Genomic DNA, 16,321 nt, shown 5'->3' with positions numbered 1-16,321 from the left:
ATGTTACGACTGCATTATACATTAACATTTTTTTATGATAATTTTACAATTTAGACTTCACTATGGAATCATATTCTTTCTTTAGTGCTATTACTTCCTTTACATTGTCGTTAGGAATTGCAATAGAGAGTACATAATGCTGAATTTTCCAGGTGTCGCCTATTTTTTTGACAACGCCAGATCCTCTGCACAATTCCATTTGCGTATCTAGCAATTCATCAAACCAAGCCATATCACCATATTCTGACATGAAAACATTGCGTTCGAGTGCTGTGAAGCTCCATGCTTTTCCTTTGTCGAAATATGGTTTTGAGAATGCTTTAAATTCGGTGTTTTGCCAATTTTCTGTCGGATCGGTTCCTATGAAAATAGCATCATCAGTCATTTTTGAGAAGTAGTCGTCAAATTTAGCATCTGCAGCAGCTTTATGCCAAGCATCTAATACCGTATTGATTTCTGTTTTGCTTTTTTCTAAACGAAATGCTTCTACTTTTTGGCGCGCTTTTTCTGTATTACACGAAATGAATGTAATGAAAGCAACGAATAGGACGGTTTTTTTCAAAATTTAGTTATTTTTTGGTTGTACTGCTTTGAACGGTTTTTTAGGTAGTTTTTGTTTTTTAGCTTTTTGAATTGACAATTTTTGTTTTGTTGGAGTCGCCTTTTCAGCATCCAAAATGTCGTTTACTTTGTATATATCGCCAAGTATTTCTTCTGGATTGATGTCTTTTGAGGAAGCTTGCTCTATTTGGTAGCAAACAGATTTGAAGACTTTGTTCATTTCAACAATTTCTTTTTCTATAAAAGTATTCGGAATGCTATCATCTGTAGCGTCGTCTTGTAGTTTTAAGGCTTTGGTTTTTAATACTAGGAAACGGCTTCGTATTTGCGTAACATCTATATCTTTGGGATACTTTTTTTTCTCTACCACATCAATATTGCTTGCCAATTGTCCTAAATCTTCTATGATTGCAAAACGTGTGCTTTCGTTGATGAGTTTCATATTTTCATGAACGGCAGTAAATTCTAACCAATCTTGCACTAACTTTTTTTGGTTAGGCGTCAAGCTATTTAATTTTCCTTTATTGGGAATATTCAATTTATTTTTTTCAAGATATTCTTCTTGACTTTGTGTTTGCTGAACACGCGTAGTTTGTGGTTCTTTTTTACATGCAAAAAGAATGATACTTATTAGAACCGATGCAATGATTTTCTTCATTAATTTTTGTGACTGTCGACTTTATGTTAAAAAGAGAAACAAATATAGCTAGTTTTTTAAATTTGCCTGTATTTTTAACAAAGTTTACCATGCTAAGCCATTGTATTTTATGAATTTATCAAAGTTTTGGCTTTTTTAGTTAATTTTTCGCATTCACTCGTATTAGATTTTTTTATCTTTGTAATTATCCTTTATACTTTAGATGCATACAAAAGTTTTAATTATTGGTGCCTGTGGGCAAATAGGAACAGAGCTAACAGCTGCTTTGCGAAACACTTATGGTTTTTCGAATGTGGTCGCTTCTGATATTCGAAAAAGTGATCAAGAGGTTTTTAGTAAAGGTACTTTTGAGCTTTTAGATGCCCGCGATAAGGAAGCAATTAAAGCGTGTATTGAGAAACACGAAATTACGGATGTATACTTAATGGCAGCTTTACTTTCTGCAACAGCAGAGAAAAAGCCTGATTTTGCTTGGGATTTGAATATGAATTCTTTGTTTCATGTGCTTAATTTAGCCAAAGAGAAAGTGATACAAAAAGTGTTTTGGCCAAGTTCTATTGCGGTTTTTGGTGAAAATTCTCCAAAACAACACACACCTCAACATACCATTATGGAACCTGCTACCGTTTACGGAATAAGCAAGTTATCGGGTGAACGTTGGTGTGAATATTACCATAAGAATTACGGTGTAGATGTGCGCAGTATTCGCTATCCTGGAATTATTAGCTGGAAAGCAAATCCTGGTGGTGGCACAACTGATTATGCTGTAGAAATTTTCCATGAAGCTGTTCAGAAAGGTTCATATACTTGCTTTTTGCATGAAGATACTTTGCTTCCTATGATGTTTATGGACGATGCTGTACGCGCTACTATTGCTATTATGAATGCTGACGCTGCAACTGTAAAAGTGCGTTCTTCGTATAATATTGCAGCTATCAGTTTTACACCTTCACAATTGGCAACTGCTATTAAAGAGGTGATTCCTGAGTTTGCGATTTCTTATGATATTGATTCAAGACAGAAGATAGCAGATACTTGGCCAGAAAGTATTGATGATGCTTCCGCAACGAACGACTGGAATTGGTCGCATGAGTTTGACATGAAAGCTATTGTTTCTGAAATGATTACCAATTTGCAACGTGTGTTGGTTTGATGCTTAGGTATTTTAAGTGCTAAATGTTGAATTTTAAATTGTTTTAGCTAGGTTGTCTTTATCTATTTTGAATGTTAGATGTTGAATTGTTGCTTACTCTTCTGTTTTTTACCACGAATGCACGAATTTTTAGCTAGGTTGTCTTTATCTATTTTGAATATTTGATGTTGAATTTTTAAATTGTTGCTTACTGTTCTGTTTTTTACTACGAATACACGAATTTTTAGCTTGTTTGTCTTTATCTATTTTAAATGTTTGATAGCTAAATTATAAATTTTCCAAATCGTCAGATGGAGTGATTTTTGACAGCGAAAAAAAATTGTATCGAAATTTAGCATTTTACATTCATAAATAATTACGCTGCTTGTTTTTTATTTTTTTTGAATCGATTGAAAACGATGATTCCGGTGAGAAAGAATCCTCCCAACATATAATATAGATATGTGTTATTTGTGAAGCCGATTGGACTTATATCGCCAGTTAACGTCAATGCGCTCCAATAATAGGGCGAAGCTTCACTGGTATTTTTATTGTTTTGTATGTACGATAGTTTTGCCTTTTGCAATGCTTCTGATTTTGTATCGCCAGCGACAATATTTTTGTAAAATTCTTGAATGATTTCACTACTTGCCTTTTCATTGATATTCCACAAGGAAGAAATGACACTTTTTGCACCTGCATTGAAAAATCCTCTTGCCAAACTCATAACACCTTCTCCTTTTTTGAGTTCGCCATCAGACGTTTTACAAGCACTTAACACAACCAATTCTGATTGATTTTTGGAGAAATACAATTCGTCTAAAGTCATTTTTTCGTCATAAAATGCCATCCAAGGAACCGTATTTTTTATACCACCATGCGTGGATAAGTGCACTATTTTGTAGTTGCCGTACGCTTTTGTAAAACGCTGTTTTGTTGCTTTTTCATATTGAAAGTGATTCGCGCCAAATATACTTGTTAGTTTTTCTAGTTCGTTTGAACTTGTTGCCAACGTACTGTATTGTTCATTTTTGAATTTTGTAGGTGCAATAGCAATAAAATGGTTGGGAATTGGCGTGTTGTTTTGTTTTGATTGTGCTGCAGACGATAATGAATAGTTGTACTGAATTTGCGCGTTTTGAATTAGATATTCGTTGGTAGGTGTCAGCAACGCTTCAAAAGGAATGTATTGTAGCATTCCGTCTGCAATAATCGTAATTTGCTTTTGAGAAAGTCCTTCTTTTTCAGCAAATGGAATGAGTTGTTGATAGAGTTGTTTTGCAACTTTTTCGTATGTGGTTTTGTCTTCCGTTTTTACAAATGGATTGGATACTGCATTTTTATATTTAGCAACCGTTTTTTTTAATGTTTCTGTATTTGGTAATTCTTGAAGCTGAATTTTTTCTGATGAAATTAGCGCTACAAATCCTTTCTCTTTTCCAACTATATATTGCAATACCAGTTCGTCTTTTTGTAAATTTTTTTGAACCTCTTTCAGCTTAATAGTGTTTATATTTTTTTTGTATTTGTAGTATTTTGGATAGTTTGTTTCTAAAGAATCTATAAACGCGTTGTATTCTTTTTTATAATCAAACATTTTATTTTTCAGTGTTTCTATTTGTTGTGTTTTTTCTGTTTTATAGCCTTGCATTTCAGATTCAAGCGTTTTTATTTCTTTGATGAGATTTTGCTCGCGTTTTAGTAGATTTTCTGGAAGTTTTGACAAGCGTTTTGCGGCGGCATTGGTTATATTTTCCAATAATAATATCGCTTTGTTTTTTTCCATGAATAAAAATGCTTTTTCGGGTTGTTGCAAGCGATAACATACTTCCACTGCTTTTGGGTAAAAGGTTGCACCTTTTTTTCGCCAGAATAATTTTGATAAATCTTCGCTACTTTCTACATAAATTATATCAACTAATTTATCGGCAAGCGTAAACGTTTCTAATGCATTTTGAAGGTGTTTAGGGTTGTTTTCTACTTCGTAATAGGCAATCCATCCATTGGCTTTGTCAATTAAATATCCTAAAATATCGATCTTATTTGGCGATAGTTCAATATCCTGAAAACTCGGTAGTGTTTGAGAATCGAGTTCTTTGGAGTGCAATGCTTGTGTAATTGCTTTTTGGTAATGGATAAGTGCTTTTTCGTGATTGTTTTCTTTGATATAGATTTCGGCTAGATTGTTGGATATTGGTGCTAATTTCAAATTATCATCAAACACATACTTAGAAGCCTTATTAAAGTATTCTTTTGCATTTATCAAATCATTTTCTACTGTTGAAAGGATTCCTAAATTTATATACGTTTTGTAAACAATATCGAACTCTTCTTCTTCTTGCGATATTTTTAAAGCTCTAAGATAGCTCGTTCTTGCTTTTTTATAATTTCCTGAAAACTCATAAAAATATCCAATGTTAAGATCTATTGCTATTCTTTCTTTGGCAGGAAAATTATATTTATTTTGTTCTAATAGTTCAATTTGATTAATTATTTGATTGATTTCGTCAGAGTATAATTCATCTTCCAAAATAACATACATGTCTAATTTACTTATATACGTTTTGGTTAATTCTTTTAGGTTGTGTTGATTTTTAAACATATATATAGATTGATCATAATTGTCATTTGACTTTTTAAGATCACCCAATTTACTGTAAATATTTCCTCTTAATCGATACATTTTAGCCAATCTCAATTGATCATGTGTGTATGTATTCAAATATTTTTCACTTGCTTGAATTGCTTTGCCAAATTCTTTATTTCTTGATAAAAAAAGCACTTTATTATTAAGTGCTTTTACAAAAACTTCTTCTTTATTGTTCTCTACTTGGTCTGCAATTATCACTATTTTATTAGTAAAAGCTAAAGATCGATTTATGTTAGATTTCCAATCTTTTTTTGATAATGTATAATAAATTTCAGCCAATTCAATCTTGTCCACAGTCATGTTTGAAAGTTTCAACAAACTGTCTATTAATCTTTCTTTACCTTCAATCGTTAATTCTTTTGTTTCGATGATATCATGGTACTGTTTTGAAAACGATATCTGTTGTGCTTTAACGTGGCAAAAAGAAAAAAGAAAAAAAGATAGTATGAAAAATTTACGAATCCTTATACATACTAAAATCATAAATAACGGGTTATTAGTTTTCTAGGAAATAATTATAAATCTATAAAATAATTAGTAATTTTCTTAAATTATAAATACATAAAACTTTATCATTATGAAAAATCAACAAAGTATTTCACAATTTAAACAATTTAAACAATTTAAAATTTCTACTGCATTAGTAATTAAAATCAGTGGTGGCACAAAAAGAGCCCAAGCTGATTCTGATGAAGAAATTGAATAACTATTTAAAATCATATACCATGAAAAACAAAAAAAGTATTTCACAATTCAAGAAATTTCAAATTTCTACTGTAACAATTACCAAAATCATTGGTGGTGAGAAAAAAGTAATAATTAGAGATGATGAAGAAATTGAGTAACGCATTTTATGAAAAAGAGGAGTTGTTATACTCCTCTTTTAATAGTCTAAATGCAAGATTACCTAAACCTAATTTAAACTATATACTTTTATTCTGGAATATGTTTTGAATACTGTATTTCAAATAACTGAGGATCATATATAGCGTTTTCCAACACCTTTTCTTTTAGCATGATTCCAGTCATTCCATTGATGTATTTTGTTCCACTAAAACCTGAAGTTAATGCCGCAGAATAAGACGTGCCACTTATGTATATAACGTCATTATTGTAGGTAAAAGGAATGTTTTCTCCTGAAGCTGCAATATCGACTGATAGTATTCCTCTATTTGAAAAATCTGCCAAGGCAGAATTTGAACTCCCGTTAACTCCTTGCGCATATATATCTACATTTGAGTTGTTGTTTGCAGTGTTGTTTGATAAAGCTGCTACCGCTAAAATATTATCCGATTCATAAGAAGATGGATAATGCGGATGTGTATCGTTGTTAATTCCTTTATTTCCCGCAGATGTTATGACCAGAATATCTTCTGCATCTTCTATAAACTTCTCTAGTAATTCTCTTTCTTGTTGATACCAACCAAAACTCATATTAATAATACTCACGTCAGGTTTGTTAGCTGCATATTGAAATCCGCAGAGTGCGTCAAAGTATTTAATATTACCTTGTCGATTTGCGACTTTTACAGGTAAGATTTGATAATTGACATTTGCCGCTTCAAGTTTAGAAGTAATTAAACTAGTTACAATAGTTCCGTGTCTTCCATAATGATTATCGAACGGATTGTTGTCATTATCTACAAAATTCCACCCAAATTCCTCTTGATATCCGTTATTATTACAACCATCTGTTGAGCTGTTATATAAAAAGGGATTTATAAAGCCTTCATAATTATAATCGACTCCAGTATCTAACACCGCAATAGTAACACCTTGATTGGCTGCTACTCGTTTTTGTATGCCATCACTCGTACTTGCAGTTCCGCCAAATTCAACAAAAAGATCTTCTTGTATTTTTATATTTGGGTTGTATTCTGATCCTTCAATTTCTTCATCTGCTTGAGTAGATTGCCTTTTGGTTTCAATACCGCCTCCATTACGAACTTCTTCTTTACCAAAAGACCAAAGCTCCAAGTTTGGATCAGCACATTCACATTTTTTATAAGATTCAACATTATATTCAGCTCTCTTTAGTTCTTTTTCAGCTTCACTAGTTCCTTCAGGATATAAAATAACAAGTTCGTTACTTTGTGCATTGGAAGTAGTTTCATACCCTCCTTTTTGTGTAATTTCTTTTGTTGCAGTTGCAGTTTCTTCTAGGTGTAACTCTTCTTTTTGACAACCTACAAAAGTCATCAATACTAAGGCAAAGCAGTATACTATTACTTTTTTCATGTTTCTTTTAGTTTAAATTAATTATTAGGTGAATAATAATGGTTGGTTTAGGTATGATAAAAATTCCAGCCAATCGAAATTGACTGGAATTCTCTTGCATTATTACTGTTATTTTATAATAACTTTCTTGGTGATTGTTTCTGTATCAGTTGTAATCACAAAGAAGTACATTCCTGGTGTTAATACTGATTTACCATTCCAAGATATGGTAGTTGTATTATTTTCTATATGATTTGTATCGAAAGATTTGATTAGGATTCCGTCAAAACGATACACTTTTATGTTAAAGCTTGTTTTGTCTTGTCCTGAAATTTCGATGTTCATATTACCGTCATTCGGGTTTGGTGAAATCTTAGCTGATGTTTTTACACTAGCACTTTCTTGAGGTTTCGTTGGCCCTTCTGTAGGATTAGAATAACAGTCTTCACATACTGAATCTGACCATTTAATTCCATCTTCACATTTAGTTCCAATTCTCCAACTAAAGCATCCCGATCTGTCAATATAAGGTAATGAGAAAGAGTTTCCTTGTACTTCCCATCTCATTTGATTTGGTCTAGTTCCTTTACAGCTTCGGCAATTTGGATCGTCCCAAGTTACTTCAACAACGTAGGTTAATGAAGGATCACCTGTCCAGCTCATACTAGCACGTCTACAATCAAATCGTAAATCTGTAGGTGCTGCACATTTTTCTTCACATTCGTAGAAGAAACAATCTTGGTATACACATTCTTTACCATATTCTGTATTTGTTGCTGTGAAACAAATTGGTCCATTTTCCATTGGCAAGTCAACTAGAACACTTGTTGCCTGTGAACCATTGTGGTCCCAACTAAAAGTATCATAATCATCTATATCTATTGGATCTCCATTTGCATCTACCAACTCTATAAGTATGCTTCCTAATTCGCAAGGTTCACAATCGTCACCATCACTGTTGGCCATAACCTCCATGTATGCTCTTAGTCTATCTAACTCTTCTTGAATTTGTGCTTCTTGTGCTTGTGAAGAACTTTTCGTAGAGACAGATTGACCTGATCTAACAGCTTCCATTCTTTTTTCAAGAGATGTTTGATGTGTTTGTAATTGATCAGAGGAAGGACATTCGTACACCTTTATATAAATATCTTCATCACAACAATCTTCGTAATATGTTATAATATACTCACATCCATTAGGATACGTGATTGTTGCTTGCCAAGTTTCCCCTGCTGATGCAAAAATCCAATCTTGAATATCATTTTCATTTACTGCTGTGTCTAAATTATCCCAAACAACTGTAACTCCGTTTCCGTTTATTATGTTACTTCCATCACTACTTTTAACGTGAATTGGCCATTGATCTGCTGTACAAACTACTTCTGGGCAGCTTGGGTGTTGCCAATATGGAACAATTTCTGGTTCATCATTACAACAATTAGAAATTACAATATTGTCAATACTCATTTCAGACTGACTTGTACCATCTGAAGCATCTGCCATAAATGGGAATATCCATAAATGACCATAATTTGCATCTGGCGTGAATTGAATAGTTACATTTTGCCAATTGTTCAAATAGTCACCCATTGTATTTTGGAAAACAATTTGACCATTTGGTGTTCCTGTAACAACTCCTGGATTATTTGTTGCTACAAGATTTACCGTTGCATTGTTAGCTACATTAGGGTCACCTGTATTTCTATCGCCCGTACGGAGACTAAAACAGATATCGTACGTAACTCCTTCTTCAAAGGCAAAACTTGTTTCAATAGCTTCTCCGTTCCCACCATAGGACCACATCCAAGCATGGCGGTTGACTCCGTGTAATGAAGGTGAGCCATCTTCTACATTCCAACCAGTTACACATCCTTGACCAAACGCTGTACTTCCTGTACATGATGCATCATCAAAGTTTCCATTGGTTAACATATTATTTTCTTCATCACAGCAATTTTCATGTGTACAAGGAATAACCGTGATATTGATATTTTCAGTAAATGGGTCGCCACAGCTATCAATACCGTCAATATCTACAGTGAAAGATGTAATTCCACTTCCTGGTTGAACACAAAATAATCCCTCTGTATTATTCAATACAGCAGCTGTTGTATTATATGTTGCAGATGCTACATCTCCATTTGCTGCTACCGTTATACACTGAAAGAGACATTCTTCAATAGTATATGCGCCTGAACCTGTTGTCATCGGTGCTCCATTGACAGTATATGAAATTTCGGCAGTACAGCCACCTTCACAGTCGTCTAAACAGTCAGCATTTGCTACTCCATTTCTAACTACATTTCCAGGTTGCATTCCAAAACCATTACTCATTGGGAATGTTCCATGATTAAAACTATCATAATAGCTCATAATAGTTGGTGTAACATTTACCATTCCTGGAGAAGAGTAACATGCAGGAGGATTACTAACTGGAGTTCCATTAGAAAATTCATTTCCATAATCGTCAATTTGAGTACTATTTCCATTCCAAACACAGTCATGTGTATGTCTAGAACCTAAATTATGCCCTATTTCATGCGTTACTACCTTTACTTGACGAGAATATGTTGGGTATGTTTCTATAGATGGAAACAAACTTGTTTGTCCATAGGCAAAATTATCGTTACATAACACGTTTACATAAGCTGATCCACCTGCACTAGAACTCCTAAAAGTTAACAAATGTGCTAAATCTCCATTAAATGTAGTTCTTGTTGTTCTAAAAGTATTTATAATGTTACTAGTATACGGATCTTGTGTATCCCAAACAAAAATTTCAGAAATTTGAACATTGATACTTTCGTTTTGATAAATGGTAGCAGTTTGATTGAACAATGCAATTACAAAATCTTCAACATCTGCAATATTACTTCCAAAATGTTCATAAATATCAAAATCTACTTCAAAGTAGATATCAACACACTTGTCCATAGAATCAGCAGGATTTGATGTTTGTATTTGACCGTTCGTATATGGCAATGCATCTTCTCCAGTACCAGTTTCTACTTCGTCACATGCAAATGATTCGCTTTCAACATTGTCAGATTTGAAAATGATATGCGTATCCTTGTTTTTTAGCTTCCCAATATTATAAGCTCCTCTTCCTTCTATAGAAACGGTTCCCATCATTTGAGATTCTAAAATACTAATAGCAACTAAACTATTAGTCTCATTACCTCTTACAATTCCTCGGTAATGTTTCGCAGTATTATTTGTAGTATTTGCTTTCCCTGAATTGGTAGTAACTACATAGTCATAAAAAGAAGCCGAAACTTCTACTAAATCAACTGTGACTGAAAAATCACGTTGTAATGGCACTATCATAGTGATTGCGCTCGCTTCTTGGTTTGCTAAAGATTTTTGGAAGAAATCTTTATTGTAAGTAAATAAAGAAACTTCTGTGGCGTCTTTTAGCCCTTTTAATTGTCCATCATTTTGCTGTATTTGAATTAAGCTACTTACATCGGTGAATGTAACATTTTTAGCTTTTGCATTTACTACTTCTGTAGCTACAGGCTTTAATGTTTGTGCAAACATCGATGTTATTCCTAGTGTGAGGCATAACATCAAAACATAAATTTTTTTCATAATTAAGCACGTTGGTTAATGGTTATTTCCTACTCTATTTGGTGTAAAGGCTTTTCGGATTCCACCTCTAAAAAGAATGCATTCACAAAATAGTTACCCACAAGAAATTTTGTTACCCGATTTATTTGCTTATTTTTAGTACAGCTTTTTAGTTATCCCTTTTTTATGTCAAACGATACGTATTTTATTGAAGGACTTTGTGCCGGAGAAAAAACTGTGATGAAAGAAATTTATGATCAGTTTTTCACGAAAGTAAAAGTGTTTGTACTTCAAAATAAAGGTGCTGTTACCGATGCAGAAGATATTTTTCACAATGCATTAATTCAATTATATATTCGACTAAAAAACAGACAATTAGTTATAAAATCTTCTTTTGAAGCCTATCTTTTTACGACCTGCAAAAACCTTTGGCGGCGAGAATTAAATAAAAAACGGGTAACAAAACCCACAGTTGTTGAACTTGAAGACAAAGACACAGAAAATGCCTTTGCATTACTTGAGCAAGAACAGTGGGAATTGTATATTAAGAAGTTTCAATTGCTATCTGAAAATTGTAGAAAAGTATTAACGCTTTTGTTTAATGGTACTTCGTATGATGAAATTGTAAAAATATTTTCATATTCATCAAAAGTAGTTGCCAGACAACGTGTTTTTAAATGCAAAGCTAAATTAACCAAGCTAATACAGGAAGACGAAACGTTTTCCAAAATAAAAAAATTATGAGTTTTGATGAAAACACGTATGAACAAATTGCTTCATATTTAAACAATCAAATGAATGAAGTCGAAAAAACTTCATTTGAAGCGTTACTTAAAAGTGATGATGAACTTGCATCTTTTGTAGAAACTTGCACATCACTCGAAAGTGTATACAATGAAAATACATGGAATATAAAGAGCAATGCTTCCGTTGATGAGGTAAAAGCCCTTGCCAACCAATTTAGAGCAGCGGATGTTGTTGCATTATCAAAAAACATACGCGATATCCAACGAGAAGGAAAACCAACTGAAGCTACAAAAAGTAAAAAATCATACTTTTATTATATTTCTTCTGCGGTTGCAGTTGCTGCCGCATTAACGTTGTTTTATTTCTCATTTTTACAATCACTTACTGCAAATGAAGCTTTTGAGCAATATCATAACTGGAACAATTTGCCTTCTTTTGTAGAAAAAAGTGACTCTGAGAACATTCGCGCCAAAGCGCAAACATTATTTCAACAAGAAAAATACAAAGAAGCCTTAGCAATTTTCAAACAATACGAACAAACAAGCACAACCTACGATCCAAAAATTCAGTTGTATATTGGGGTTTCGTATCTTGAACTTGAAAACTATCACGAAGCTATTCAAACTTTCGATGCATTAAGCAATAGCAATACGCTCGACAATCACAAAGCATATTGGTACACCGCACTTACCTATTTAAAGCAAAATGATGCTGAAACTGCCAAAAAAGTACTCAATACTTTGGTGCAAAAAGAAAGTAACTATAATTATGAAAAAGCTAAAAAATTGCTAAAAAAACTAAAATAACGCATCATTATTCCCATTTTTTATAAATTTCGATAAGATATTTCTCTTTTTAGGGGTGAATACTATTACTTATTCTTGTAATAGACTAAAAAAAGCCTTTAATTTGAGGTAGACCAAAACTTGAATCATTTGAAAAATTATGAATAAGGAGCTATTAGAAAAAAAGTTAAAAGAAATTGACCAAATTATTAAATCAAAATACAAAGAAGAAACTCAAATTGGAGTATTAGCGGGACTAGCCGGAATCTCTTTATTTGAGTTTTATTATTCTAAATATCTTGATATCGATGACCATGCCGATATTGGTGTGGAAATGCTAACCGATTGTATTGATAAGATTAACGAAGGCTACAGCTACCCTACATTTTGTACAGGTATTGCTGGCGCAGGATGGGTTTTAGATCACTTGGAGCAAGAACAATTTATGGATGCAGACAATGACTATTTGTTGCCTGAACTCGACCAATACATTCACACCTTTATGGTAACCGATATGAATAATGGAAATTATGATTTCCTTCACGGAGCTATTGGGTACGCATTTTACTTCTTAAATCGTTTCAGAAATACCAAATCAGACGAATTAAAACAAAAATATGTAGGCTTCCTTAATGAGTTTTTAGACTTGTTAGAAGGTTTGTCTGAAGATGCTGGCGATGGTAAAATACGTTGGGAATCTGAATTAAGTATCGAAACTAAAGAAAGAGGTTACAACCTGAGTTTATCGCACGGAATGTCTAGTATTGTGGGAATCTTAACCAAATTACACGAAAACGACGATTTCAAAGAAAAATCAGAGACAATGCTCAAAGGAGCTATCAAATACATTTTAAGCTTTAAAACGACAAAAGAAAATCCATTTTCTATTTTCCCAAGTTGGGTAACTGATAAAGCAGATGATGAAGAAGGACAAAGTCGTTTGGCTTGGTGTTACGGAGATTTAGGTGTTGCCATGCGTTTTTGGTTTGCTTCCAAAACCTTAAACGATGAAGAACTCGGAAAATCTGCAGTAGAAGTATTAAAACATTCAGCTAAAAGAACGAAAGTTGAAGACAGTTTGGTACGAGATGCAGGTGTTTGCCACGGTTCGTACGGAAATGCACAAATGTTTTACAGAATGTACAAAGAAACGGGCGATCAAGAATTTAAAGACGCTTTTGAATTTTGGATACAAGACGGAATTGACAGAGGTACTTTTGAAGATGGATACGCTGGTTACATGCAATGGAAAGGTGTTGACAAAAGTTGGGCACCAGAAACATCACTTCTAGAAGGAATTGCAGGAATTGGATTAAGCATTCTTGATTACTTGGCAGATTATGATACAAATTGGGATGAATGTTTAATGATAAGCTAAAAAACAATGAGTAAAAACCCATATAAGAATTTTTCGAAATACATATTACGAACACCGCTTTTCTCATTCACTTCCTATCAAGAATTGACTTCAAAGAAAGAAATCTCAGATGACGATTTTAAAGCTGTATGTCAAAACCCAGTCGTGAGAGAAGCCCTATTTTTAGCTTCGCCATCGTTGTTTGAAGAAATGGATCGTTGGCTTGCTGGCGAAATGGACGATGCTAAAAAAGAAGAAAAGCTACGCTACTCTATCTTAAAATATATCTCAAGAATGTCTTCCAGATGTACGCCTTTTGGGCTATTTGCAGGATGTTCGGTAGGTGAATTTGGAGAAGAAACCGATATTCAACTTAAAGGTTCCGATCAAAATAAACGACATACGCGACTCGATATGAATTATCTAGTAGCGCTTTCGCAAGATTTGGTAACCAATAAAAAAATTAGAGAACAACTCCTTTTCTTTCCAAACTCTAGTATTTATAAAGCCGGACCACAATTACGCTATATAGAATACAAATACTTTAACAGTAGAAGACATCACCATATTGTAGCGGTTGATGATACGGAATATTTGGCAGTTGTATTAGAAAAAGCATCGCATGGCGCTTCTTTATCTCAATTGGCTGGTTTATTAGTAGATGATGAAATTACTATTGAAGAAGCAACCGAATTTATAGAAGAATTAGTATCAAGTCAATTGCTTATTAGCGAACTTGAACCTTCTGTTTCGGGACCTGAATTCTTAGAGCAAATATGTTCGGTACTAGAACGTTTGCAAGGTGTAGAAAGCATCTTAGCAGCACTAAAAGAAGCAGATAAAAAAATCAACGCGATTGACCAATCTATTGGAAACAATCCGAAAGTATATTTAGAACTCAGCGAATTTTTACAACAACTGGAAACAGACTTTGAATTAAAGTTCATGTTCCAAACGGATATGGTATTGCAAAATGCCAAAAATACGTTGAGTACACAGGTTGTGGAAGACATTCAAAAAGGATTTGCTTTGCTAAACCGAATGACGTTTCCGCAAAATACCACAACGCTTACCAAATTTAGAGATGCGTTTCACGAACGTTTTGAAGAACGCGAAGTGCCACTTTCAACCGCTTTAGATGTTGAAATTGGAATTGGATACAAGCAAGATCAAGGTGCTGGAGATGTAAATCCGTTGGTAGACAATATTGTGATTCCTGGACGACAAGCTAAAAATCCAATGATGGAAGTACGCTGGTCTTCTATCAATAGTTACTTTCAAGACAAGCTCATTCAAGCGTTTAAAAATGACGATTATATCATTAAAATAGACGAAAAAGATTTTAAAGATTACGATCTTAACTGGAACGATTTGCCAGATACGTTATCTTGTATGATTGAAATCTTAGAAGATGAAAATGGCGAACACAAAATAAAATACAGTGGCGGTGGCGGATCGAGTGCTGCAAACTTACTAGGACGTTTTTGTCATGGTGATGAAGCACTATTCGCGTATACGCAAGAAATGACCGATATGGAAGCAGAGATGAACAAAGACAAAATCTTAGCTGAAATTGTGCATCTTCCAGAATCCAGAGTAGGAAACATATTAATGCGTCCCGATTTACGCAAACACGAAATTCCATACTTAGCAAAATCGATCAAAGAAGAAGAAGATCAATTGCCAATTGATGACTTAATGGTTTCTGTAAAAGGAATGAGTAAAGTATTGCTTCGTTCTAAGAAAAACAACAAAGAAATTGTTCCGCATTTAACCAATGCACACAACTACTCACACAATTCCTTGCCAATTTATCACTTTTTAGCAGACATGCAAACGCAAGGTATTCGTAGTGGAGTTGGTTTCGGATTGGGTCCTTTTGCCAATGATTTTCCGTTTTTACCGCGTGTAGAGTTCAACAACTTAATTCTGCATGATGCAACATGGAACTTAAAGAAAAGTCATATAGAACCTTTACTAAAAGGTAAAAACGACAATGATGCATTAACGGAAGCCATACAAACTTTGCGCGATAGTTTAAAAATTCCGCAATACGTAATGCTTGCCGATGGTGACAATGAATTGCTTGTAAACTTTGGAAACCTTACTTCGGTTCGTATGTTACTAAATACAGTGAGTAAACGAGGTTCATTCAAACTTACCGAATTCCTATTTAGTGAACGCGGTGTTGTAAAAGACGGAAGTGAATACTACACAAATCAAGTGGTAGTTTCATTTTATAACGAACAAAAATTAACGCAAAGCAATCAGCCCAATGAGTAACGAAATACAAAGAAATTTTATCCTAGGAGACAGTTGGCTGTATTATAAAATATATACAGGGCCAAAAACCTGTGATGCTGTGTTAACGGAAATTATAAAGCCTGTTGCAGAGCAATTAATTGAACACGGAATTATTGACAAATGGTTTTTTATTCGCTATGCCGATCCAAAACACCATGTACGTGTTCGTTTTCACTATACAAGACCCGAAAATGTTGGTTTTATCATTAACGGATTGTATCCGAAATTTAAAGAGTTTATTGATCAAGATTTAATTTATAAAATTCAAATTGATACCTATCAACGCGAAATAGAACGTTACGGAGCCAATACAATGGAATTGGGTGAAGCCATGTTTTAT

General features: G+C 33.7%; 12 protein-coding genes. 7 read left to right on the top strand and 5 right to left on the bottom strand.

Going from position 1 to position 16,321, the window contains the following annotated elements; genetic code table 11:
- Positions 1–43: 43 nt before the first annotated feature.
- Positions 44–562, bottom strand: a complete 519-nt coding sequence (locus AB8B65_RS10075; protein ID WP_405300838.1) for a nuclear transport factor 2 family protein — start codon at positions 560–562, stop codon at positions 44–46.
- Between the two features lie 3 nt (positions 563–565).
- Complete coding sequence (locus tag AB8B65_RS10070; protein WP_405300837.1) at positions 566–1,219, bottom strand: hypothetical protein; 654 nt, start codon at positions 1,217–1,219, stop codon at positions 566–568.
- A 202-nt stretch (positions 1,220–1,421) separates the two neighbouring features.
- On the opposite strand from AB8B65_RS10070, the gene AB8B65_RS10065 reads away from it, so the two are divergent.
- Positions 1,422–2,372: an NAD-dependent epimerase/dehydratase family protein gene (locus AB8B65_RS10065; protein ID WP_405300836.1), complete on the top strand. Its 951-nt coding sequence runs from the start codon at positions 1,422–1,424 to the stop codon at positions 2,370–2,372.
- A gap of 355 nt (positions 2,373–2,727) precedes the next feature.
- Here AB8B65_RS10065 and AB8B65_RS10060 read toward each other — a convergent pair whose 3' ends face one another.
- A complete protein-coding gene (locus tag AB8B65_RS10060) occupies positions 2,728–5,301 on the bottom strand; it encodes a CHAT domain-containing protein (protein WP_405300835.1) in 2,574 nt (857 codons plus the stop codon).
- 277 nt (positions 5,302–5,578) lie between these two features.
- Between AB8B65_RS10060 and AB8B65_RS10055 the strand changes: the two genes are divergently transcribed.
- Positions 5,579–5,707, top strand: coding sequence for a hypothetical protein (locus AB8B65_RS10055; protein WP_405300834.1), 129 nt, complete (start codon positions 5,579–5,581; stop codon positions 5,705–5,707).
- Between the two features lie 227 nt (positions 5,708–5,934).
- Here the strand turns inward: AB8B65_RS10055 and AB8B65_RS10050 are convergent, their stop codons facing one another.
- Positions 5,935–7,239: a S8 family serine peptidase gene (locus AB8B65_RS10050; RefSeq protein ID WP_405300832.1), complete on the bottom strand. Its 1,305-nt coding sequence runs from the start codon at positions 7,237–7,239 to the stop codon at positions 5,935–5,937.
- A 108-nt stretch (positions 7,240–7,347) separates the two neighbouring features.
- Positions 7,348–10,809, bottom strand: coding sequence for a zinc-dependent metalloprotease (locus AB8B65_RS10045; RefSeq protein WP_405300831.1), 3,462 nt, complete (start codon positions 10,807–10,809; stop codon positions 7,348–7,350).
- Between the two features lie 165 nt (positions 10,810–10,974).
- Here AB8B65_RS10045 and AB8B65_RS10040 point away from each other — a divergent pair, with 165 nt between their 5' ends.
- The 5 genes from AB8B65_RS10040 to AB8B65_RS10020 form a co-directional block, all read left to right on the top strand.
- Complete coding sequence (locus AB8B65_RS10040) at positions 10,975–11,532, top strand: RNA polymerase sigma factor (RefSeq protein ID WP_405300830.1); 558 nt, start codon at positions 10,975–10,977, stop codon at positions 11,530–11,532.
- Complete coding sequence (locus AB8B65_RS10035; RefSeq protein ID WP_405300829.1) at positions 11,529–12,341, top strand: tetratricopeptide repeat protein; 813 nt, start codon at positions 11,529–11,531, stop codon at positions 12,339–12,341. Before AB8B65_RS10040 ends, AB8B65_RS10035 begins: the two co-directional genes overlap by 4 nt.
- A gap of 139 nt (positions 12,342–12,480) precedes the next feature.
- On the top strand, positions 12,481–13,698 hold the full coding sequence (locus tag AB8B65_RS10030) for a lanthionine synthetase C family protein (RefSeq protein ID WP_405300828.1): 1,218 nt from the start codon (positions 12,481–12,483) through the stop codon (positions 13,696–13,698).
- 6 nt (positions 13,699–13,704) lie between these two features.
- Positions 13,705–15,960 (top strand): lantibiotic dehydratase family protein, encoded by a 2,256-nt coding sequence (locus AB8B65_RS10025; RefSeq protein WP_405300827.1) that lies wholly within the window; start codon positions 13,705–13,707, stop codon positions 15,958–15,960.
- A partial coding sequence (locus tag AB8B65_RS10020) for a thiopeptide-type bacteriocin biosynthesis protein (RefSeq protein ID WP_405300826.1) occupies positions 15,953–16,321 on the top strand: 369 nt, incomplete at its 3' end. The genes AB8B65_RS10025 and AB8B65_RS10020, both read left to right, overlap by 8 nt.

The organism is Kordia sp. (assembly GCF_045105435.1).
Classification (GTDB): domain Bacteria; phylum Bacteroidota; class Bacteroidia; order Flavobacteriales; family Flavobacteriaceae; genus Kordia.
The sequence above is the reverse complement of the archived record's forward strand: the minus strand, read 5'-3'. Positions and strand labels throughout refer to the sequence as shown.